We start from the raw sequence: 21996 nt of genomic DNA on the forward strand, positions 1-21996 counted from the left end.
TGTTCGGCAAACTCAAACAGCAACGACGCATCGCAACCCGCTATGACAAAACCCTGCTCTCGTTCGAGAGCTTCCTCAACCTCGCCGCTACGCGCCTATGGCTGAAGTCTTTTGTCAACACGGCCTAGATCGTCGCAGGGTCGGATTAAGGTATTTCCTGTGCTGGCCGGCAGTGTGAATCAACAGGGTGAACTAGAGAACTTCTGCGTCGAACTGCTGAAGACGCTTTATGATAATCCGGTCGCTTTTTCTCTCCGCGATGGCGACGGTGTTGTTGATCAGCCAATCGAGCATCGCCCCCCTATCAAGCGATACCGGCTACAATGTTACGCAATCGAGAATGCACTTCTCACCGATCCTTGTCTTGTTTCGATGGGTACGACTTGGGATGAATTCCAATTTGCTGCGGCACAGTGGGCAGGGGAACACCAAGAGCATCCAGACAGAGCGTCCATTGAGCAGCTTGCCCGATCAGGCGATCGATTGCGGCATACAAAAATCAAAAAAATCCGTCAGCTCATTTGTGCGATACTTGAGTGCAAGAAACCTTGGGAGGTCGTTGTCGGCCAGGCGATTGGAGCGTTGAAGAGCGAGGATCTTGCAAATTCCAACATGCTGATTGAGTTCCTCGGAGCGGAAATGGTCAGCGACGTCGTCTTCAGAAACGAGGCATACAAAGCTGCATGAGGGGGGCGGTATTATCCTCCCATTGAACGGGCCGCTAAGTGCAAAATTGCGGAGGCCGGACTGCGGCGAAGCTCGATGATTGGTGTGGGCAGCTTCTGCTGAACAACGGCCAAAAGCCGCCAGTCCGCAAACCACCCCAAAGCCGGCATCTGCCGCTCGAAAAAAACGCTGTCCTACATAATCCGGCTGTGCCAGCCTCCATCCCGGCTCTTTGAATTGTTGGATAAAGGCGGTCGCTACCCGAACGGTCGGGTGCAGCCAAGACGCGACGCGCCGGGTCCGTCCAGCACGCCGTAAGGTCCAGAACGGGCGATGCATAGGGCTGAACTTTGCTGAACTTTGGAATGATTACACGGTCCTTGCGCCGACCCGAACCGGGATCCAACCCGGGATGACGAAAGAAGGCAATGGCGCTTCTCCACCCCAAAGCCGACGCCCCATCACCCTCGCTAGACCCGACCCGGTGCCCGGGCGCGGATGAAATTTTCCAGTGCGACGAATAGCATCTCGCGCGCGTCGCTGCCCAGCATCTCGGCGGTCAGCCAGTCGAACTGGGCGCGGTTGCGCGCCGCTGCGGCGCCGACCATCGCGGCGAGAAGCGCTTCGTCGAAGCTGATGCGCGGGCAACAGGGCGGGGCGACGGCGAAAGGGTCGGGCCAGACATGACCGATCGCTTCGACCACCAGGCGATATCGCCGTGCCGCCAGGATATTGCCCCAGCGGCGTTCGAGTTCGGGCATCGGGTCGCGTTCGTTGCGGCGGCAGAGGATGCAGTAACGCAGCGCGAGCACCGCCTGCGCGGCGTCGGCCGACAATTCTTGGATCAGCGGTTGCTCGGTGAATTGGCGGATCAGGTCGCTGCTCTGCATCTTCTATCCCCCTGTATCCCGCTTTCGGGCCGGTCTGGTTTGCGGCAATCCCGCGCCCGCTTTGTTAAAAAGATGCCGGCTGCCGCACGGGGCAGCAGCCGGCAGGAGGGGACTGCTCGACTGTGCTATTGAGAATTAGTCGCAAGTGCAAGCGAAAAAAGAAGCGCTCGAAAGCGCCTCCGAAAACTGTCTGTTTTCTGTCGTTCCATCAGCATCACCATGATCGAAACACCGGCGCTATGGCCCATGTGGCGCGATGCACGGCCGGAATCGGCGTTTGGCCGATGGCACAACCCCGCTTTCAGTGCCGCGCCAATTGCCCTTGCCCGTGAAAGGGCGATTCCGCATTGAACAGGCATGGAGTCGCCTTGTCTGGAGATCGCTTGTTTCCGATATCCGTCTTCGTACGGTTACGGCCCGCAAGCTTGGCTTCGTACAACAGCTTGTCGGCGCGCTCATAGGGCGCCGTGAACGCATCGTCGGCCGCGTCGTTCATCGAAAAACGGGTGACGCCCATACTGGCGGTGACAGGGCCGGCAAGGCCTGGAACGGCATGGGCGACGATTGCGGAAATTCCCCGCCGTGCCTGTTCGGCGCGAGCCTCAGCGTCGTCACCGCGCAGCAAAAGCACGAACTCCTCGCCGCCGATACGAAAGGCGCGCATGTTCCGGTCGTGCCGAAGCGCCTGGGCCGCCGCCCTTAATACCCTATCCCCGACTCCGTGGCCGCAGGTGTCGTTGATCCTTTTGAAATGGTCGAGGTCGAGTATGGCCAGCGTGTCGAAGCCCTCGGACCGGTAGAGATCGAAATGCGTTTCGATCGCCCGCCGGTTGAACAGCCCGGTGAGCGTGTCGGTTTCCGCCAGGCGTTCGAGCAATTCCGCCTCGGTTCGCGCCCGGTCGCGCTGATGCCTGATCGCCATGAAGCGATCGGCCACCCCCATCGTTGTGAACAATACCTCCCAGGCACAGCCGAGGTAGAAGAGGGGCATGGCGTCATTGCTTTGAAACGAAGGGAATATGCCCGTGACCAGGCGGATCAGTCCGACGAGGATCATCGGCGCATATCCGATGGCCTGGAACTTGGCGGCGCGACTTCCGCGCCGCAACGCGTCGATCATCGACCAGATGAAAATTGCGATCACTGGCGTGAAGGCCGCCGTGTAGATGCTCGACTGCACCGGACGGGCAACGAATGGAAAGGCGGCATGAAGCAGGCTGGATGCGATGGCCCAGGCCGCGCACCAAGGCAGCGCGCGGCGTAGCAGTGGGTGGAGGCGATCCGCTTCGATAAAGCTGTAGGTGAACATCATGCCGGATGCGATGGTCAGCCCGAAAACCAGCGTCGCCATCCAGCTCAGCGTCATGGCCGGCAGACCGAACAGCTCCGCTGCCAAGCCCGATGACAGCATGATGGTCATGACCAGCGAAAAGGCCAGCGCGGAATGCCAGAGGACGAAGGGCTCGCGCAGAATGCGGTAGAAGGCCGCGTTGAAGACAATCGGCATTGCAACCATGCCGCACAGCACCGCCAGCAAAATCAGGATACGGACGCGCTGCGGTCTTTCCGACTTGTCGGATGAGGTGAGGCGCGCGTGCTCCAGGGTCATGTGATGGCTTGGTTGGTCGATTGCGACCACGATCTGCCGGGTGGTGCGTTTGATTTCGGGCAAGGGCGCCTTGAAATACCCGCCGGATCGGGCGTTGAGCAGGGCCGCCGCCGGGAAGGACGCGCGGCGGACCGAACCATCCGAATCGATCGCGAACAGGTGGACCGCCTGGAGGGCCGCACTCCTCGAAAGGAAATAATATGGGCGCGCGTCGTCGGCCCCGATATCAAAGCGAAGAAAAAGCCGCTCGCCATCGAGCGAATAATTCCGGTCGGCGCAATGCCAGCGGTGGACTGGGGGAGCCGCGACTGACGGGCCTTCCGCAAGTTTTTGAGCCGCCCAGCAGCTGCTGCGGATTTCGCCAGGTGCCGGCATCCCGGCAGCGACTGCGCGCGCAGGCGCGAGCAGTGCAAGCATCAGCAGCGCCGCTGCCCAAATTGACGGAATGAGACCCCGAAGCATCGGCGCGTCATGGCCCGGAAATATTGTAATGCTGTTAATTGAATGGCTTGGCGAGAGTTTGGGCATCGAGTGCGCGCAGGGCGATGGTGCATGAAGGCACCCAGCGCCCTGCGCATATTCTCGATACCGGCGGCATTGCCCTGATGGCAGGCAAGCCGTGGCGCGATGGCTTCATCCGCAGCTGAAAGTCAGCCGGTTTAGAATGTCGCCGTTCCCATCTGCGCGGCAATGGCGCAGACCAAAGGGGTCAATCGTCGCCGGCGGGCTTCGACTGAAGCTGGATATAATTCTCGATTCCCATGCGTTCGATCATCTCGAACTGCTTTTCCAGCTCGTCGACATGATGTTCTTCGCTCTCCAGGATATGCCCGAACAGGTCGCGGCTGACATAATCGCGCACAGTTTCGCAATGCGCCATTGCGTCCTTGAGCAGCGGGATCGCTTCTTCCTCGAGCGCGAGGTCGGCCTTCAGCACTTCTTCGACGGTTTCGCCGACGCGCAGGCGTCCGAGCATCTGGAAATTGGGCAGACCGCCCAGGAAGAGGATGCGATCGGCCAGCTGATCGGCATGCTTCATTTCGTCGATCGATTCTTCGCGCTCGAACTTGGCGAGCCGTGCGACGCCCCAATTGTCGAGCATGCGATAATGCAGCCAATATTGGTTGATCGCGGTCAGCTCATTCTTGAGCGCCTCGTTCAGGAAATCGATGACTTTTTCGTCGCCCTTCATTTTCGTCCTGCCATTCATTTTTTGGGAATTGGAATGGCGGCATTATATGCCCCTGGGCCCCTGCAGGCCAAGGTCAAAAATGGCGGATTTTCAAGAAAAATCAGGCGGTCGCGGCGGCGTCCATGATGATATTGCGAGCGAATGACAGGCATTGTCCGCACTTGGGTTTGCGACCCAATTGCGCATAGGCGGCCTTGGCGCACCGCAATTGGCCACTCCGCGCGACATCGCGCAGCTGGCTTTCCTTTATTGCGTTGCAGACACAGACGACCATATGCGAATCCTTCTCAACAAGACTGATGTAGGGATAGTGCGAGGGATTCGCAACAGGAAAGTTGCGACTGGTTCGCAGTCCTGAGAAGCGCAATTTCGCGCCACTTGACCTTGCCCGCCCCCTTGCCCCCGGCGCGATTCGCGGGCATAGGCGCGCCCATCCTCAACAGCTCCCATCCGCAAAGGTTCGCCCCATGAAAGTTCAGGTCTATGTGACGCTCAAGCCCGGCGTGCTCGACCCGCAGGGCAAGGCGATCCATCACGCATTGGAAGGTCTGGGCTTTGCCGGGGTCGATGACGTACGCGCCGGGCGCTTTATCGAACTCGAAGTTGCCGACAGCGTATCGGATGCCGATCTCGACGCGATGTGCGCCAAGCTGCTCGCCAACACCGTCATCGAAAATTACCGGATCGAACGCGCCTGAGGCGCGAAGGAGCATATTCATGAAGACCGCGGTCATCGTCTTTCCCGGCTCCAACTGCGACCGCGACATGGCGGTCGCGCTCGAAACCGTCACCGGCCGCGCCCCCGCGATGGTATGGCACCGCGATACCGAGCTGCCCGATGGCACCGACTTCATCGCGCTGCCCGGTGGCTTCTCCTATGGAGACTATCTGCGCTCTGGCGCGATGGCCGCGCGTTCGCCGATCCTGCGCGCTGTTGCCGATGCCGCAGGCCGCGGCGTGCCGCTGCTCGGCGTGTGCAACGGCTTTCAGGTGCTGACCGAGGCGCAGTTGCTGCCCGGCGCGCTGATGCGCAACGCCGGATTGAACTTCGTCTGCCGCACCGTGCCGCTGACCGTCGCGAACAGCCAGTCGATGTTCACTGCATCCTATGGTGCCGATGAGACGCTCAACATCCCGGTCGCGCATCATGATGGCAATTATTTCGCCGACAAGGACACGCTCGACCGCATCGAGGGTGAGGGACGCGTTGCATTCCGGTACGCCGACAGCGTCAACGGCTCGGCGCGTGATATCGCGGGCGTGCTCAACGATGCCGGCAATGTGCTGGGCATGATGCCGCACCCCGAACGCGCGATCGACCGCGCGCACGGCGGCACCGATGGGCTACGCCTGTTCGAGGCCGCGCTCGGCGTTCTCGCCTGATAGTGCGTTCGGCGCGGGCGCATCCGCTCGCGCTGCCGGTTGCAGCCAGCGCCCGACGATCAGCAGGACCGTTGGCCAGAACAGTGTGTTCCATATGTCGTGCCAATGCGCGGCGTCGGGCTGAATCGCCGCGCGGTTTGCTTCGGCGGTCATGTCGAGAAACTCGCCGCCGCACGCCATGGCGAGAACCGCGAGCCACGCGACCAGCCACCCGCCGCGCCGACGCCAGATCAATCGCACGGTGACGAACAGCGCCAGCCCGAAATAGATATGCAGCGCGTCCTTGCTGAGGTCGTCGGTGGTGACGAGCCAGGATTTGCGTTCCTCGAACAGCGCGGCGAGCTCGATCAATGTCATTGGATTAAACCTTGGCGCCGAAGGGATTGAAGTCAGTGCCCTCGTCGAACACGTCGACACCTTCGCGCCGTTTCAGCGTCCCGACCACGACATAGGTGACGGGGGTCAGCACCGCCTCCCACACAGTCTTGATCAGCCACTGCGACAGCACGACCTGCATCAACTGCTCGGGCGGCCAGCCGGCAAGCCCGTAAAATGCGAGCGGGTAGAAGATCAGGCTGTCCAGCCCCTGACCGACGATCGTCGACCCGATCGTGCGCATCCACAGGAAGCGGCCGCCGGTCCACAGCTTCATCCGCGCCAGCACATAGGAGTTGGCGAATTCGCCGGCCCAAAAAGCGCACATCGACGCGATCACGATGCGCCAGCTGTTGCCGAAAACGAATTCATACGAGGATTGGCCCGGCCATCCGTCGGCGGGCGGCAGTGCCACGACCACCCACGCCATGAAGGCCATGAAGGCGAGCGCCGCAAAGCCGGTCCAGATAACCCGCCGCGCGCGCGCATAGCCGTAAACTTCGGTCAGCACGTCGCCGATGATGTAGCTGATCGGGAAAAACATCACTCCCGCGCCAAAGGCCCACTGGCTGCCATCGGGCATCGGGATGTAGCTTGGCTTTGATGCGCCGATAATGTTCGACAGCAGCAAAATCGCTACAAAGGCGGCCATCACGAGGTCGTAATAGCGAAAATGCCGGACGCTTGCGGCATTGACGGCGGCAGGCTGGGCCGGGGGCAGGGCGGATTCGGACATCAATGGTTGCTTAACCCGCTTTGCGGCCAGCGCAAACCGCGCTATTCGCCGCGACGCACAGCGTGCCGCGCGCCCGTAGCTCAGCTGGATAGAGCACCCGCCTTCTAAGCGGGTGGTCGCAGGTTCGAATCCTGCCGGGCGCGCCATTTCGGTTCAAAGGCACGAACGCCTAGCACCGCCGCCTCTACGCCAGAGGCGGCGGTTAGCGTTCGGAGCAACTCGCTGCGCAGGCCGCGAATCCGAACCTCTTTCCGGCTCACGACTTCCACACGCTGTGCGACCGCCCGCACCTGATCGCGGGCGAACGTGCCGTCGCCGTTCCGCAGCTTCTTGCGTAGGGCGACCGCAAAGGCGCGCAGGCTTTCCGGCGTGATCGCGGGGCCGATCCTTACGATATGCGCCACGGCGCGCTCGGCATCGACCTTGGCCTGGTCCCGCGTCGCGGTCAGCTCGGCGATGCGATCCTTGAGCGACGGGTCGCTTACGTCGATAACGCCATTCTCGATCGCGTCGTAAAGCCGCTTGAGCTTCGCTTCCGCCTCGGTCGCCCGCCGCTCAAGATCAGCCACATGCTCGCGGCGCTGGTTCACCCACTCGTCGCGGCGTTCTAGGATCTGATCCATCAGAACTTCGAGCCGCGCCGGGTCAAGCAGCCGCGCTTCGAGGTGATCGACTACGGCCTTGTTGAGCTGGTCCATCGGCACGGTGATGCCGGGGCAGCCGATAGCGCCCTGCCGCGCCTTCGTCGAGCAGGTGTAATAGCGATACTCGCGCCCCACGCTGCTGGTGCCGGTGCGCAGCGTCATCGCGCCGCCGCAGCACGCGCAGAAGCAGATGCCGGTGAGCAGCGTCGGGCCGCCCACCGCCATCGGCGCCATCATCTTCGGGCTGCGCGCCTTGAGCGAGCGCTGGACCGCCTCGAACTCCGCTTCTGAGACGATCGCGGGCACTTCCATGACGGCGTGCTCGGCCTCGGGCTTGGGCGTCCTCGTCTTGTGGTCGCGGGTGTTGAAGCGGTGTTGGCCGATGTAGGTCGTGCGAGTGAGAACTTGATGCACCGCGCCCAAGCCCCAGCGTCCGCCGTCGCGGGTGCGGATGTTGTTCTCGTTGAGCCAAGTGGCGATGGACTTGAGTCCCATTGGCCCCCTGTTATCGACGCCGTTCAGCGCCATGCGGTAGATGCGCCGCACCGTCTCGGCCTGGATCGGGTCGATTTCCAGCTTCTTCTTGATCTTCGCGCCGCGCTCGCCGGCCGCGACCACGCGGTAGCCGATCGGCGCGCGGGCGCCGTTCCAGAAGCCTTGCCGGGCATTCTCCTTCATCGCGCGCAGCGTGTGCTTGCCGTTCTCCTTCGACTGATACTCGTCGAACAGCGTCATGATCTGGCGCATCATGATGCTCATCGGATCGTCGCCCAGGTCTTGAGTGATCGAGACGAGCTTCACGCCGTTCTTCGCCAGCTTGCGGACGTAGAACTCGAACTGGAACTGGTCGCGGAAGAACCGCGAGAAGCTGTGGACGAGGATGACGTTGAACGTCGGCGGCTTGACCATCGCGGCGTCGATCATCGCCTGGAAAGCGGGGCGACGATCATCGGTCGCGGTGTTGCCCGGCTCGACGAACTCGGCCGCGACTTCCCAGCCGCGCGACAGGCAATAGCCTTCGATCTGGCGGCGCTGGTCGGGAATCGACAGGTCGCTCTCGGCCTGCCGGCCGGTGGAGACGCGCAGATAGAGCGCGGCGCGGGCCGTCGCCATGACCGGCGGGGTCTCCTCGACGCGAAGGGCGGCGTCGGTCATGGCATGGTCCTCCTTATCTCACGGCAAGGGTCCGAACAGGTCGTCCAGCTCCTTGCGCAAATGGCCTTCGATCGCGCGCAGCTCTGCGTCGCCGATCGGAACCCGCTCGGGCCAGTCGTCCGTGACAACGATCGGCCCGCTATCCTTGATGACGCGCCCGCGGGACGCGGCTCGCTGCGGCGGCGCGCGCATATAGTCGTGCAGGTCTTCGAGACCTTCCGACCAGCCGCAGGGCGCGCGGCGGGGACGACGTTTGCGTGGCAGGGCCATCCGCCCACGTTGGCGCGCGACCGCGCAGGGTGCAAATGATCCGGCCGGGCGTAGCGCAGATAGGGGTTCACGGCGGGTCGGGCGAAGCTGCCTCCAGACGCTCCCGCGCTTCCGACTCGTTCGCAGCAGTCAGCAACGCCGTCCAATCGTCGGGCGGATTGCCCTTGTCGAGCATCTTGCGGAACACCGCATAGGCGTCCGACTTCGATCCATAGGTGCGTAACGTGGTCTCGTCGTTCACCCAGGCGAAGACGATGACCTTCGCACTGGTGCTGTAGCGGAAGAACAGTCGGAACCGGCCGCCGCCGAACTTCGCCCGGAACCAGTGCTTGCGGTCGTCCCCCAGCGTGCCACCCTGCCGATACTCCGGGCGTGTGGGATCTTGCGGAATGGTCTCGAATACGAGCTGGCGCAGCGCCGCCAGCAATTTCGCATTGGCTGATTTGTGCCAGCCGCGCGGGTCTTTCTCCCGCAGGCGCGCGACAGCCGCCCCCAGCTTCTCGAATTGATCGAGAAACAGAGGGTGGGCAATAAGCTGCCACCCGTTGACGACCATCATCAGAGATCGACATCGCCGTCGATCGGCGCATCGAGATCGACCTTAACGCCCTCGGTCAGCGCCGCGATGCGTTCGGCGAGCGCGGGGGACAGCGCGCTCAGCGCCTCGGGCCGGCGTTTAATGTCCTCGGCCAGGAACGACAGAAAGCTGTCGATCGCCGGATCGTCATGCTCGGCGTCGGCGCGATGCACCGACACGCCATGCTCATCGACGCGAAAGGCGATCTTGCCGCCGTAATCGACACCGAGCGCCTGGCGGACGGACTTCGGAATCGTCGTCTGACCCTTGGCGGTGATGGTGCTGATTTCTTCGAGCAACGCGGGCATAGCAACCTCCTACAGGGCGCAGAATGTAAGGAAAAACCATTACTTTGTCAAGGTGGGCTTTTCGGCGGGATCACGTCCGACTGGGCAGACCATTCCGCTCAATCAGTCCGATAGCAAAGGAAGTTGCGTGGTTGCTTCTCGTTGGACTTGCCCAATGTCCGGCAGAACATATGGCGAAACCTCATTTCTTCCGGCAGTGTTGCGTGCGGGGCTGCATTATTACAACCGCTGCGAGTCGCGGGAAGAAAACGGGGGCGGGATGATTCTCACTGACAATGAGACAAAGGTCGATCTCCTCAACAATGAGGCGATCGCCAAGACCATCATCGAGCTGCTGCGCGAAAAGCCCGAGCGCGCCGTGACGATCGGCGTTCACGGTGACTGGGGTGCGGGAAAGTCCAGCATCCTCGAAATGATCGAGAACGGCCTCAGTTCTGATGAGGACGTGCTCTGCATCAAATTCAACGGCTGGCGCTTTCAGGGATTCGAAGACGCCAAGATCGCGTTGATCGAGGGCATCGTCACCGGGCTTATTGAAAAGCGCCCATTGCTCACCCAGGCCGGCATGGCCGCGAAAGACATCTTCCGGCGGATCGACTGGCTCAAAATCGCGCGGCACGGGGGCGGTCTCGCTTTCACCGCGTTCACCGGCATCCCCACGGCCGATCAGGTCGGCGCGGTGGTCGGCAACTTGAAGGGTATTTTCGCCGATCCCTCGAAACTCGCCACGCAGGAGAACTACGACAAAGCCATCGACGGTGTGCAGGGACTGCTGAAACCCGGCGAGTCGAAGAATGTGCCGGAAGAGATCGAGGCGTTCCGGAAAGCTTTTGACGATCTGCTCAAGCAGGCCGGCGTCAAGCAACTGATCGTCCTCATCGACGATCTCGACCGCTGCCTGCCGGACACGGCGATAGAAACGCTCGAAGCCGTCCGTCTGTTCGTCTTCACCGCCCGCACCGCGTTTATCGTCGCGGCCGACGAGGCGATGATCGAATATTCGGTGCGCAAACATTTCCCCGAGCTGCCGGACACGACCGGTCCCCGCGACTATGCACGGAACTATCTCGAAAAGCTGATCCAGATCCCGTTCCGGATTCCGGCTTTGGGCGAGACCGAAACCCGTATCTACGTCACCCTGTTGCTCATCGGCGCCGAGCTGGGCGAGGACGATCCCGCTTACTCGGCGCTCATCACCGTCGCGCGTGAATTGCTCAAACGCCCTTGGCAAACGGCCGGGCTCGATGCGCAGACGGTCAAGACCGCTTTGGGCGACAAAGCCGGCCAGGTCCAGAACGCGCTTACCTTGAGCGATCAGATCGGTCCGATCCTGGCCAGTGGGACTCAGGGCAATCCGCGGCAGATCAAGCGCTTCCTGAACACTCTGCTGCTGCGCCATCAGACCGCGCTCGCCCGCGGTTTCGGAGATGAGGTGAAGCTGCCCGTCCTGGCGAAGCTCATGCTGGCCGAACGGTTCCTCTCCAGATTGTTCGACCAGATCGCCAGCGCCGCTGCCCGCGATCCGGACGGACGCTGCGTAGATTTGGCGGCGCTTGAAGCCGGCGCGTCGGAGGAAAAGCCAGCCCCCAAAGCGAAGCGGGCCGGGCCGAAGATCAGTTCCACTGATGACACCAAGCCGACCGCTGTGCCGGACTCCAAGGACAGCGCCATCCTGACGGAATGGAAGGCGGCCGACGCGATACGGGCCTGGGCGCGGCTGACACCGGTCTTGGCCGAAGTCGATCTGCGCCCCTATCTGTTCGTGACCAAGGATCGAAAGGACTATTTCGGCGCGGCCTCCGTCCTCGGCCGTCTCGCCGCTGTGGTCGAGAAGCTGCTCGGCCCAAAACTCGCTGTCCAGGCGTTCGAAGGCGACCTCAAGCAGCTCGTTCCGGCTGAGGCCGCGCAGGTCTTCGAGGAGTTGCGCGGGCGCGTCATGGGTGGCGACGCCTTCGATACGACGCCGCCCGGCATTGATGGGCTCGCCGTGCTGGTTCGCGCCCATCCCACACTGCAAGCCAATCTTCTCGACCTGCTCGAAGCCGTGCCAGCCGATCGGTGCGGACCGTGGCCCGCGTCAGGTTGGGAGGGAATCATCAAGGATTCTGACGCCGTGGCGCGCTTCGAGAAGCTACTCCAGGGATGGTCCACGTCCCAATCTTCCTTCCTGAAGACGACGGCCAGCGCCGCGCTTCGCACTCGAAAAGGCGGGCGCTGATGGGAACGTCGAATGCTTATGGGGGTGCAGGTGGCGGCACGCCGCTGATCCCGAGTTGGTTGCAGGGCGACGGTGACGGCGGGGCCGGTGCGGGCGCGGGTGATGGCGACGGGGCACAACCCCCGTCACCTGATGGATCGCCTCCAGCAGTTCCTCCAGCACCAGCGCCGCGGCCGACCGCGCCGGCAGGGGCATCGGATCGGTTCACATCGGCCCGGAACAATTTCACGCGCTTCGCAAGTTCGGGCGGAAGCGACCGCAGGAGCCTCGGCCGCGCGGTCTCGCAATATGTGTCCAAATCGGCGGGCGGCTCACGCCAGGCCGCGCAGCGCATGGGCTCATCGCGGGGCGCGGGCGCCGGACTGGTCAGGTTCCTCAACGACGCCAGCGCGAATGGCGTGCGCGAAGCGTTGCGAACGCTCAACCTCGAAAGCCTCGCCGGGCGTCCGATCGAGGAAGTGTTCGCGGGACTCGCAGATTACATCTGCCCCGAAGGCGGGTCGATCGACGAGGGCATCGCGCGGGACGCCTTCGTCGAGACCATCGCGGATCTCGCCGGTGCGGGCATTACCGACATCGACGCGCTGACACCCGGTCAAATCCAGACCGTTTTCGAACTATACGCGACGCACGCGATCGAGGCGCGCATCTGCAACGACATCGGCACCAAGGTCGTAACCTTACCTGCCGACCCGCGCGCGGCCGAGAGGGTTCAGTCGCAACTGCGTGATTTCATCCAGCGCGGTGTCAGCGACGCGATCAACGCTGCGGGCGTCAACATACAGTCGCTGACTCCTGACGCGGTGATGGGCTTCGTGACCAACGTCTATCAATCCGCCTTCGACGTGTTGCAGACGATGGGCGATGGGGAGGCAGCGAAATGAGGCGGCATGTCATCATCGGCCGTTTCGGCGAGGACGATAAGACCCGCGTTCCCAAGGCGCGCGATGAGGTCGCATCGACCTTGCAGTTGGTGGCGGGCAAGCGTCTCGATCATGGGATCGGCCGCGCCTTGGCCGATCTCAAGGCGCTGCACCTGACCCCGAGCGAGATCGGCGCGGACATGCTCGTAGTCGCGGCCCATGTTCATGCCGCGGACACCCGCATCTCCCGCTCGACGGAATCGCAGGATGCCTGGACGCGCGAGATTCGGCTGGTCATCCCGGTGAGCGATCCCGTGCGATGGACAGCCACCGCGCCCATCCTGGTCCGCGCCCTGAACTTCCTGACCGGCGACAGATGGGGTGTTGGATTCCGCAAGCGGACGAAGGGATACGCGAAGCTGGTTTCTCCTGCCGCGCCCACTCTCATTCCCGCCCCGTTCGATCGCGTGAGTCTGTTCTCCGGCGGTTTGGACAGCTTGATCGGCGCGATCGACAGCCTGAACGCCGGCGAGACGCCGCTTCTGGTCAGCCACGCCGGCGAAGGACTGGTGAGCAAGTCGCAGGAGCAGTGCTTCGATGGTTTGAAAGCCGCCCATAAAGCATCCGCCTTCGATCGATTGCGGGTGTGGATGAGCTTTGACACCGGGCTGGTCGAGGATGTCGGGTCGGAGGACACCACGCGCGGCCGATCCTTCCTGTTCTTCTCGCTGGGCGTCGCCGCCGGGACCGCGCTCGGCCGCGACTTCGTGCTCAAGGTTCCGGAAAACGGCTTGATCGCGCTCAATGTGCCGCTCGATCGACTTAGGCTCGGCGCGCTCAGCACCCGAACGACGCATCCTTTCTACATAGCTCGGTGGAACGAATTGCTCGGCGCGCTCGGTGTGGGAGGCGAGGTCGAAAATCCCTATTGGCACAAGACCAAGGGGGAAATGGTCGCCGAGTGCGCCAATCCTGCCTTGTTGAAGCAGCTCGCCCCTCTGTCGCTATCGTGTTCATCGCCGACGAAGGGGCGCTGGACCAAGAAGCCACAAGGACACTGCGGATACTGTCTGCCATGTCTCATTCGGCGGGCCTCTCTGCGAGGCAAGGATGCGACAGTTTACGGGGTGCCCGACCTGAAGGCTGCCACATTGGACACCAGGCAGGCCGAAGGTCAGCAGGTCCGATCCTTCCAGATCGCGATCGCGCGGCTATCGAAGCGCCCGGAACTCGCAAAGGCCCTCATCCACAAGCCGGGGCCTCTCTATGATGATCCCTCCCGCCACGATGACTTGGCCGAAGTCTATCGCCGCGGATTGGAGGAGGTTGGGCGCTTGCTGACTGGCGTTCGCGCCGCACCGTCGTAAGAGGCCCCATGCGATCGGGTCTCGTCGATTTTCATTGCCACCTCGATCTCTACCCCGACCACGCGGCCGCGGTGGAGCGTTGCGAGCGCGATGGCGTGTTCACCCTCACCGTGACCACCACGCCCAAGGCTTGGCCGCGCAATCACGAACTGGCGTCTGCCACCCGTCATGTCCGAGCGGCTCTCGGCCTGCATCCTCAACTGGTCGCCGACCGCGCTCATGAGATCGGACTATGGGAGGAATTGCTACCGCGAACGCGCTATGTCGGCGAGGTCGGGCTGGACGCTGGCCCACGCTTCTACAAGTCGTTCGAGACGCAGAAGAAGATTTTCGCTCGGGTGCTGTCGCTCTGCGCGGCGGCGGGAAACAAGATCGTCACGACGCATAGCGTCCGCGCGACCAAAGCCGTGCTCGATATGATCGAGCAATACATGCCGCCCCCGCGCGGGCGCGTGGTGCTCCATTGGTTCACCGGCACCGCAGCAGAGGCCAAGAGAGCGGTCGATCTCGGCTGCTATTTTTCGGTGAACGCGGAGATGCTCGTTAATGAAAAGCGCACGGCGATAACCAAGGCGCTGCCCTTGGATCGCGTTCTAACGGAAACAGATGGGCCGTTCACCCAGACGGACGCCCGTCCTGCCACGCCGAGCGATGTCTGGATCGCTGTGGAAGGCTTGGCGCGTCTGCACGGACTGACGCCAGCAGATATGTCCGCCACGATCATGCGGAATCTGAAAAGCCTGCTCGCTGAGCAAAGCTAGGCTCGTTAGGAGCGGGGCGCCTCGTCGATCCCGAACAAGCGCCAGAATCCGTCAATGAAGGGCTGCAAGCTCTCCGGACCAAGCGTGTCATCAACGACCTCGCCCAGATAGGCCGGGTCTTGCCATGCCGCATCCGTGAAATAATCGTCGCCGGTGATAACCCTGTAGTCTCGTATGCCGGTCAACGTCGCCATCGCGACCCAAGGCCTTCGATGCCAAAACTTCTCAGACGTGCGACCGCGCTGCGCGCCGCCCCGATCACCTGCTCATCAAAATACTTCCGCCAGATGATCTTCTGGCCATCCTTGGTCCGTCCAATCGCCCAGGCGAAATCCACATAGCCGCGCCGGTGATTGACCGACCATGTGCGCACGGCATTGCTGTCCTGGTCGATCGGCGAGTGGACGACCAAGCCGTCCAGACCGATCACCATGTCTATGCCGCCACTGACGCGCGGCGGCAGAACCGCCGTCTCGCGGGTCACGCGGATGTCCCGCGCCTCGCGCAGAACCGACATGGGAGCGACGGTCAGAACGGCGGCCGGGACTTCGGCGAGGCGGCACGGCATGTCCTTCCCGGTCGTCGCCTCGACGGCCCGATGATGGAGATCCCGAATCTTGCGTGGCATCTCATCCGAGGCGGCGAACGCCTGCCGCAGCTCGCCGGTGCCTATCTCGTAATTCCCCCGACTATTCCGACCGTAGAAACGGCTGCTCTTATTGTAGGTGACGCGATGCGGGGCGACGGTGCTGGCGCCGACGCGCATCACGAGGACGGCCGCCCCACTCGCCAGTGTGATCGTCTGCACCCGGAACTGCGGAATGCGCGGATCGATGCAGTTTCGCAATTGATCCTCAATCCGCAGCAGATCGGTATCCAACGTCGCGGCGGAGATACCAACGATCTCGGCCGCGACACCGTTGCCGTCTTCCCGCACTCCGATGACCATATCCCCGCCGTCCGTGTTGGCGAAGGCGCTCACGTCGGCGAGGAAGTCCTTCACAGCCTTCTCGCCCGCGCCTGGAAAGATCAGCTTGAAGTCCAAGCTGCGGCCTTCAGACCGGCCGTAGGTCACTAAGGCTTCGAGGTCTGCGACTCCGATCTGGTCGAGTGGCTTGTCAATCATGTCGTCGCTTATCACGAGGACAGCGAGGACTGAAAAGGGGGAACGTCTTCCCCTACTGGTGAGCCCGAAGTCTCACCAGACCCCTTCAAGCGGGGACACCCCGCAACGCCCCGCTCGGCGTCTCCACGCCGATACGTAAATCCGTGTCCACGGATTTGCGCTTCTTAGCATCTATGGAGATCGGGCCAGGGCTACACCGGCCCGATCGCATTGTTGTAGCTCTCCCCGTCGGTGGGGTGGGCGACGCTTCCCTTTAGGCCCGCCGCGCCGGTCCGCAACGCGCGCAGGCGCGCTTACCTCCTCTGCGTTCCGGCCCTACGGGTGCTGCCCGGCTCCGCCGGCGGGCCTGCCGGTCCGCTCCTTCGCCGCCCACCCCATTCCGGGGTGAGTGCGGTTTGAAGGAGAAGTGTGATGAACGCTGTTACCGAAACCGTCGCCGCCGAGCCTGTGTCGGGCGTCGAGATTTTCGTGCCGCTCGCCAAGCTCAAGAAGTCCCCGCGCAATGCCCGCAAGGTGCCGCATGGGGAAGCCGCTATCGAGGCGCTGGCCGCTTCCATCCAGCACAAGGGGCTGATCCAGAACCTTGTCATTGAGCCGGAAGCCAAGGAGGACGGGACGCCGACCGGATATTACCTCGTTACCGCTGGCGAGGGCCGCAGGCTGGCGATGCTGCTGCGCGCCAAGCGCAAGCAGATCAAGAAATCCGAGCCGGTGCGCTGCTGGCTGGATACGCTGAACGATCCCGCCGAGATCAGTCTGGACGAGAACGTGACCCGGACGCCCATGCACCCCGCCGACCAGTTCGAGCGGTTCGCGGAGCTTTCCAACGACAAGGGTTGGGGGGCGCAGGAGATCGGCGCGCGGTTCGGCGTGTCGGCGGGCGCGGTGAAGCAGCGGCTTCGCTTGGGGGCTGTCAGCCCGAAGCTGTTGCAGGTCTATCGGGAGGACGGACTTACGCTGGACCAGCTTATGGCCTTCGCCATCACCGAGGACCATGCCCGTCAGGAGCAGGTGTTCGAGGGGCTGCATCACAACCGCGAGCCGTGGATCATCCGGCGCGACATGACCGCGAGCAATGTTCCGGCGACCGACCGGCGCGCGGTGTTCGTCGGTGCCGACGCCTATGTCGAGGCGGGCGGCAATATCATCCGTGACCTGTTCAGCGAGGATCGAGGCGGGTTCTTCGAGGATGCGGGCTTGCTCGACATGCTCGCCGCCGAGAAGTTGCGCGAGATCGCCGGGGCCGTGCAGGCCGAGGGCTGGAAATGGGCCGAGGCGCATATCGACTATCCCCACGCCCACGGGATGCGGCGCTTCTATCCGCAGACCATCGCCCTGTCGGATGAGGACGAGGCGCGGCTGGAAGCGCTGTCCACCGAGCATGACGAGCTTGCCGAGGGCTATTCGTCCTATGACGAGATGCCCGAGGACGTGGCCGAGAAGCTGGAGGCGATTTCCGACGAGATCGACGCCATTTCGGCCAAGCGTCACGCCTACGACGCCAATGTGATCGCGCATGGCGGCGTGTTCGTGGTGCTGCACCATGACGGCACGGTCAGGATCGAGCGCGGTTTCGTCCGTCCCGAGGACGAGGCGCTGGCCGATCCGCAGCCCGAGGACGAAGGCGAAGCCTTCGACCCGGAGGCCGTGGAGGACGAGCAAGCCGAGGACGGCGACGAGGAAGTGCAGGAAATCGAGGAAGAGGACGAGGAACCGGGCAAGCCGATTTCCGACAGCCTCACCCGCGACCTGTCCGCCCATCGGACGCTGGCCCTTCGCGTGGCGCTTGGCGAGCGGCCCGATCTAGCGCTGATCGCCCTGATCCACACGCTCACGGCGCAGTTGTTTTACAGCTACGCTGAGGCCGGTTGCCTTGAGGTTCGTCCGACCGTGACGCCGCTTGGCAGCCACGCGGACGGGATCGAGGACACGCCGCTTGCCGCCAAGGCGAACGAGGCGCGCGAGGCGTGGGCCGAGCGGATGCCGCGTGACGTGGCCGACCTGTGGGGCTTCATCGTCGGGCTGGACGACGAGAAGCGGCTGGCGCTGCTGGCGCATTGTGCGTCCCGCACCGTCAATGCCCTGCGTCTGCCGTGGGACCGCAAGCCCCGCTCGCTGCAAACCGCCGACCGGCTGGCGAGCGCGCTGGCGCTGGACGTGGCGAAGGACTGGACGCCGACCGTGGACAGCTACCTTGGCCGCGTCACCAAGGCGCATATCGTCGAGGCCGTCGCCGAAGGCGTGTCGGAGGACGCCGCCCGCCGTATCGCGGACATGAAGAAGCCGGACATGGCGCAGGCCGCCGAGCAGCTTCTGGCCGGGACCGGATGGTTGCCCGCGATCCTGCGGACCCCCGAGCCGGAGGCGGAGCAGCCCGCACCCGTCGAGGCCGAGGATGCCGAGACCGTGGAGCAGCCGTCCGGAGCGGAGGCCCCCGATACCGGAGCGGAGGACGGCGAAGCCTCCTACGCCGTCGCCGCCGAATAGCGGCATCGGGCCGGGGCCGCGCCAGCGGTCCCGGCCTTCCTTTACCGCCTGCCAGAATCGCGACCGCTCCTCGCCGAGCGCGGTCGCTTCGTTTGATTTCAGCGCTCGCCGGGCACTGCCCGGCTCGCGGATCATCCCTTGAAGTTTTGGGTAATTTGGACAAGAACCGCCGCAGGCTTACAGGCAGAGTTGTTATCGCGCATCGCGATATAAGACACCGATGTTAGGCAGTGATGCTTCCATCTACCCTTATTGCAGCTTTACGGCTGAGCGGACGATCCGATCGAACGCATAGGAGTGCCTGTAAGCCGCCTATTAAGGGGGTGGGGTGTCAAGTCTGGCGAAACTGCAAGCGGCGAAGTCGCTCGATGACCTAGCAGCGATCCTGGGCTACAAGCCCGCAGCGCTTGCTTATCTGCTTTATCATCTTCCCGACGCGCAGAAATACACCGCGTTCACTATTCCCAAGCGCAACGGGAATCCGAGGCCGATTCTCGCCCCCACGCCCAAACTCAAGCTCCTGCAACGGCGGCTCGCCAACGTCCTCTACCTGGCGCTGGCCGACATCGACAAGGCAGGCGCGCCACGACGGCCGCTCTCGCATGGCTTTGCCAAGCATCTGTCCATCGTGACGAACGCCGCTGTCCACAGGCGACAGCGATATGTGCTGAATCTCGATCTCAAGGACTTCTTCCCGTCGATCAACTTCGGTCGCGTGCGCGGCATGTTCATCAAGGACAAGCGCTTCGGTCTCGATCCCAAGGTTGCGACCCTCATCGCGCAGATTGCCTGCCACGACCACGTCCTTCCCCAAGGCAGCCCCTGTTCGCCGGTCATTTCCAATATCGTCGGACACCTCCTGGACATTCGGCTCGTTCGCTTCGCCAAGGCGCAGAAATGCACCTACTCGCGCTATGCCGACGACATCACCTTCTCCACGAACGCCAAGGCGCTCCCGGCAGAGGTCGCCGTCCCGATACCGGGATCAGAGCATGACTGGACGCTGGGCGCAGCGCTGCTGAAGGAGATCGACAAGGCTGGCTTCGAGGTGAATCCGGCCAAGACGCGGATGCAGTATCGCGGGTCACGCCAGGTCACGACCGGTTTGCTCGTCAACGAGAAGCCAAATATCCGACCGGAATACTACCGCACGGTGCGCGCGATGTGCTGGTCACTGTTCAACAGCGGAACCTACTATCGCATGGTCCCCGCCGCGCTGGCGGGCGGCAAGCCGGGCGATCCCGATGTGCAGGAGCCGGCCACCTCGCTTGCGCCGCTGCAAGGGACGCTGGGCCACGTCTATCATGTGCGCGATCAGGTCGATACGCGATCCTCTGTCGACAAGAAGAAAGAGGCGACGGCAACGCGGAAGCTCTACATCCGCTTTCTGTTCTACCGACATTTCGTCGTTGCACCCAAACCGCTCATCATCCCCGAAGGCAAGACCGACTCCGTCTATCTGCGCGCTGCGATGGAGAAGCTCGCGGCGTACCATCCGCAGCTTGGCGCAATGGATAAGGGGAAGTTCAAACCCGCGCTCAAGTTCATGAATTTTTCGAGCACGGTCCATGACGTCCTACAGATCGGCAATGGTGCGGGCGATCTCCTGCACTTCATTCGGAAATATCCTGACGCGCTCAAGCACTACCGGCACCGGCCTTTGCCCAACCCCATCATCGTGTTGATCGATAATGACGATGGCGCCAAAGACATATTCAGCGTCGCCAAGAATTTCGGCGCTCCCAATATTTCGCGAACTTCTACGGACCCGTTCCACCGGCTCGCCGCCAATCTCTATCTGATCAAAACGCCGGAGATCGGCGCGAAAGGGACAAGCTGCATTGAGGACTCGTTCGATCCTGCACTTTTGAAGACCGTCATCGACGGCAAAGTGTTCGACCCTAACAAGAAGCATGGTGAACCCGGAAAATACGGGAAAGCTAGGTTCGCCGAGAAGGTCGTGCAGCCGCAAAAGGACACGATCGACTTCTCGAAATTCACGAGCCTGCTCGACCGTATCGTCGCAGCCCTCGACGATTACGCCGCCAATCCGCCACCACCGTGATGCGATCAAGCGCGCGGGGGCATGTGGCTGGCGTCGAGCCGGCGATGGATGAGCGATACGAGCGTCAGAAGATCCTCGGCGTCGGTCTTGGTCATTGGCCAGTGGATGCGCGCTTCATGGGCGGTCGGATTGCGGAACATCCCGAAGACGCCTTTGGTCAGATTTGCGAAGCCGCTTTGCTCGCTACGCTCGCTCGCCGTGCCGCGCGGATTGATCGCCAGCATCGGCAGATCGCCGCCCAGCACGCGGTCCACCAGCGTTCCCCCATCGTCGGTCAAACCCGTCATGACGCGCATCTTGTCGGCGACGCTTTTCACCGCTTCCTGGACCGCATGGAAATAGTCGTCGGCTAGCAGTTCCGCGCGGCAGAAGCGCAGCACATCGGGATGAACGCCGCGCGTCTCCAGATCGGTGCGCAGTTCTTTTGCGCGACGCTGTGCTTCCGGCAGCGTCGTCGCCTGTTCGACGGTTTCGATCTTTCCGGCTTCGCTGACCACGAGGCCCGCGAAGGCGAGCGCCTGGTTGAGACTGGCGCGCATCGGCTCGTAGCGATGCGGCTCGCGGCTGTAGCGGGCCGGCCTCATCGCATGGCGGATGAAGCCGAGGATGCGCGTGCGGTCCTGTCGGGCGTTCTGGCTGGCGGCGAAGGCGTTGTAAATCCGGTGCCGCTTGGTCATCTCGCCTGGATCGGTCATCTGACAGGTCGCAAACAGCATCGCGATCTCGGTCCCCTTGAGCCCCGTATCCGTGTCGCCGAGTGCGCCGGCAATGGCTTCGAGCTGATCCTGCGAAAACAGTTGCGCCACCTTTTCCTTCTCCCCCTTGCGAACCTCCGCGGTCTCCTTTGGTCGAATCGGAAACCACCTTGGAACGTAGGATGAACATCGCGCAAGGCTGTTGGCAGAGTTGCCGGCATAATCGCCGGTCATAAGAAACTCCCTACCTTCCGGGCCGAACACCCGGCGGCCTCCCCAATGGCTTGTCTGACCGAAGCCGATCGCCATCCCGCAAGGGCGTCGTTCGGCTTTTTTCCGCCGCCTTCGGCTTTGCATCGCGAAACAAAAAAGCCGCCCGCCGTCCAACCTCCTCTGCGTTCCGGCCGCAAGCGGTGCGGGGTCGATCGTGCCCCGGCCGACGCCGAGCCATCGAGGCCGCGATGAGCGTGGCCCGAGCAGACAGGTAGAGTAGGCGCGAAGCGCCGTGCCACCTCGCGGTGGCCGGTTTCTTCGCGCCTCTCGCCGAACCGGACGTGCGAGTTTCCCTGCATCCGGCTCTCCATGCACGGCCGAGGCCGTGGGTGGCCC

At 62.9% G+C, this 21996-nt stretch carries 22 protein-coding genes, 1 tRNA gene and 1 pseudogene; 12 read left to right on the plus strand and 12 right to left on the minus strand.

The genetic code is table 11. The features are described from left to right. Positions 1-159: 159 nt before the first annotated feature. Positions 160-687: a hypothetical protein gene (locus CDQ91_RS20300; RefSeq protein WP_201791931.1), complete on the plus strand. Its 528-nt coding sequence runs from the start codon at positions 160-162 to the stop codon at positions 685-687. A gap of 449 nt (positions 688-1136) precedes the next feature. On the opposite strand, the gene CDQ91_RS20305 is transcribed toward CDQ91_RS20300, so the two are convergent. Together CDQ91_RS20305 and CDQ91_RS20310 are read right to left on the minus strand one after the other, a co-directional pair. Next, positions 1137-1556, minus strand: coding sequence for an addiction module antidote protein (locus tag CDQ91_RS20305; RefSeq protein ID WP_088474527.1), 420 nt, complete (start codon positions 1554-1556; stop codon positions 1137-1139). Positions 1557-1857: 301 nt separating this feature from the next. Next, positions 1858-3195 carry a sensor domain-containing diguanylate cyclase gene (locus CDQ91_RS20310; RefSeq protein ID WP_201791932.1) on the minus strand — a complete coding sequence of 446 codons (1338 nt, stop codon included), beginning with the start codon at positions 3193-3195 and terminating at the stop codon, positions 1858-1860. On the opposite strand from CDQ91_RS20310, the gene CDQ91_RS21600 reads away from it, so the two are divergent. Continuing rightward, positions 3169-3477, plus strand: coding sequence for a hypothetical protein (locus tag CDQ91_RS21600; RefSeq protein ID WP_201791933.1), 309 nt, complete (start codon positions 3169-3171; stop codon positions 3475-3477). The genes CDQ91_RS20310 and CDQ91_RS21600 overlap by 27 nt on opposite strands. Before the next feature lie 397 nt (positions 3478-3874). On the opposite strand, the gene bfr is transcribed toward CDQ91_RS21600, so the two are convergent. Then, positions 3875-4357: a bacterioferritin gene (gene bfr / locus CDQ91_RS20315; RefSeq protein WP_088474528.1), complete on the minus strand. Its 483-nt coding sequence runs from the start codon at positions 4355-4357 to the stop codon at positions 3875-3877. A 100-nt stretch (positions 4358-4457) separates the two neighbouring features. After that, the gene (locus tag CDQ91_RS20320) at positions 4458-4631 is read right to left on the minus strand and encodes a (2Fe-2S)-binding protein (RefSeq protein WP_088474529.1); all 174 of its coding nucleotides are present in this window, start codon (positions 4629-4631) and stop codon (positions 4458-4460) included. A gap of 193 nt (positions 4632-4824) precedes the next feature. On the opposite strand from CDQ91_RS20320, the gene purS reads away from it, so the two are divergent. Beyond that, positions 4825-5055, plus strand: coding sequence for a phosphoribosylformylglycinamidine synthase subunit PurS (purS, locus tag CDQ91_RS20325; RefSeq protein ID WP_088474530.1), 231 nt, complete (start codon positions 4825-4827; stop codon positions 5053-5055). Between the two features lie 19 nt (positions 5056-5074). After that, the gene (gene purQ / locus CDQ91_RS20330; protein ID WP_088474531.1) at positions 5075-5740 is read left to right on the plus strand and encodes a phosphoribosylformylglycinamidine synthase subunit PurQ; all 666 of its coding nucleotides are present in this window, start codon (positions 5075-5077) and stop codon (positions 5738-5740) included. Here the strand turns inward: purQ and CDQ91_RS20335 are convergent. Both CDQ91_RS20335 and CDQ91_RS20340 read right to left on the minus strand, forming a co-directional pair. Continuing rightward, positions 5702-6097: a hypothetical protein gene (locus CDQ91_RS20335; protein ID WP_088474532.1), complete on the minus strand. Its 396-nt coding sequence runs from the start codon at positions 6095-6097 to the stop codon at positions 5702-5704. The genes purQ and CDQ91_RS20335 overlap by 39 nt on opposite strands. Before the next feature lie 4 nt (positions 6098-6101). Further along, positions 6102-6851, minus strand: a complete 750-nt coding sequence (locus CDQ91_RS20340; RefSeq protein WP_088474533.1) for a queuosine precursor transporter — start codon at positions 6849-6851, stop codon at positions 6102-6104. Positions 6852-6920: 69 nt separating this feature from the next. On the opposite strand from CDQ91_RS20340, the gene CDQ91_RS20345 reads away from it, so the two are divergent. Together CDQ91_RS20345 and CDQ91_RS21795 are read left to right on the plus strand one after the other, a co-directional pair. Continuing rightward, positions 6921-6997: transfer RNA gene (locus CDQ91_RS20345), tRNA-Arg, on the plus strand. 249 nt (positions 6998-7246) lie between these two features. Further along, entirely contained in the window at positions 7247-7462 is a 216-nt protein-coding gene (locus CDQ91_RS21795) for a hypothetical protein (RefSeq protein WP_237246090.1), read from the plus strand. Between the two features lie 111 nt (positions 7463-7573). Here the strand turns inward: CDQ91_RS21795 and CDQ91_RS21800 are convergent. From CDQ91_RS21800 to CDQ91_RS20360, 3 genes and pseudogenes are all read right to left on the minus strand, one after another. After that, positions 7574-8650, minus strand: a pseudogene (locus tag CDQ91_RS21800) (recombinase family protein); the annotation flags it as partial. Positions 8651-8987: 337 nt separating this feature from the next. Continuing rightward, positions 8988-9479 (minus strand): type II toxin-antitoxin system YhaV family toxin, encoded by a 492-nt coding sequence (locus CDQ91_RS20355; protein ID WP_069318847.1) that lies wholly within the window; start codon positions 9477-9479, stop codon positions 8988-8990. Continuing rightward, positions 9479-9805 (minus strand): type II toxin-antitoxin system PrlF family antitoxin, encoded by a 327-nt coding sequence (locus tag CDQ91_RS20360; protein ID WP_069318846.1) that lies wholly within the window; start codon positions 9803-9805, stop codon positions 9479-9481. The genes CDQ91_RS20355 and CDQ91_RS20360 overlap by 1 nt, the downstream gene beginning before the upstream one ends. Before the next feature lie 154 nt (positions 9806-9959). On the opposite strand from CDQ91_RS20360, the gene qatA reads away from it, so the two are divergent. From qatA to qatD, 4 genes are read left to right on the plus strand one after another with little or no spacing between them, the layout of a single operon-like run. Next, on the plus strand, positions 9960-12023 hold the full coding sequence (qatA, locus tag CDQ91_RS20365) for a Qat anti-phage system ATPase QatA (protein ID WP_237246091.1): 2064 nt from the start codon (positions 9960-9962) through the stop codon (positions 12021-12023). Further along, a complete protein-coding gene (qatB, locus tag CDQ91_RS20370; protein WP_069318845.1) occupies positions 12023-12907 on the plus strand; it encodes a Qat anti-phage system associated protein QatB in 885 nt (294 codons plus the stop codon). Before qatA ends, qatB begins: the two co-directional genes overlap by 1 nt. After that, the gene (qatC, locus tag CDQ91_RS20375; RefSeq protein WP_069318844.1) at positions 12904-14253 is read left to right on the plus strand and encodes a Qat anti-phage system QueC-like protein QatC; all 1350 of its coding nucleotides are present in this window, start codon (positions 12904-12906) and stop codon (positions 14251-14253) included. Before qatB ends, qatC begins: the two co-directional genes overlap by 4 nt. An 8-nt stretch (positions 14254-14261) precedes the next feature. After that, positions 14262-15014, plus strand: a complete 753-nt coding sequence (gene qatD, locus CDQ91_RS20380; RefSeq protein WP_069318843.1) for a Qat anti-phage system TatD family nuclease QatD — start codon at positions 14262-14264, stop codon at positions 15012-15014. 5 nt (positions 15015-15019) lie between these two features. Here qatD and CDQ91_RS20385 read toward each other — a convergent pair whose 3' ends face one another. Both CDQ91_RS20385 and CDQ91_RS20390 read right to left on the minus strand, forming a co-directional pair. After that, entirely contained in the window at positions 15020-15208 is a 189-nt protein-coding gene (locus CDQ91_RS20385) for a hypothetical protein (RefSeq protein ID WP_069318842.1), read from the minus strand. Beyond that, positions 15196-16140 carry an AlbA family DNA-binding domain-containing protein gene (locus CDQ91_RS20390; protein ID WP_144036839.1) on the minus strand — a complete coding sequence of 315 codons (945 nt, stop codon included), beginning with the start codon at positions 16138-16140 and terminating at the stop codon, positions 15196-15198. The genes CDQ91_RS20385 and CDQ91_RS20390 overlap by 13 nt, the downstream gene beginning before the upstream one ends. 411 nt (positions 16141-16551) lie before the next feature. Here CDQ91_RS20390 and CDQ91_RS20395 point away from each other — a divergent pair, with 411 nt between their 5' ends. After that, complete coding sequence (locus tag CDQ91_RS20395; protein ID WP_069318840.1) at positions 16552-18627, plus strand: ParB/RepB/Spo0J family partition protein; 2076 nt, start codon at positions 16552-16554, stop codon at positions 18625-18627. 328 nt (positions 18628-18955) lie between these two features. After that, entirely contained in the window at positions 18956-20692 is a 1737-nt protein-coding gene (locus CDQ91_RS20400) for a retron Ec67 family RNA-directed DNA polymerase/endonuclease (protein ID WP_069318839.1), read from the plus strand. Positions 20693-20697: 5 nt separating this feature from the next. Here the strand turns inward: CDQ91_RS20400 and CDQ91_RS20405 are convergent, their stop codons facing one another. Beyond that, the gene (locus CDQ91_RS20405) at positions 20698-21621 is read right to left on the minus strand and encodes a TIGR02391 family protein (protein ID WP_220116684.1); all 924 of its coding nucleotides are present in this window, start codon (positions 21619-21621) and stop codon (positions 20698-20700) included. Positions 21622-21996 lie beyond the last annotated feature (375 nt).

Origin of the sequence: Sphingopyxis witflariensis (assembly GCF_002205635.1) — a bacterium.
Lineage (GTDB): Bacteria > Pseudomonadota > Alphaproteobacteria > Sphingomonadales > Sphingomonadaceae > Sphingopyxis > Sphingopyxis witflariensis.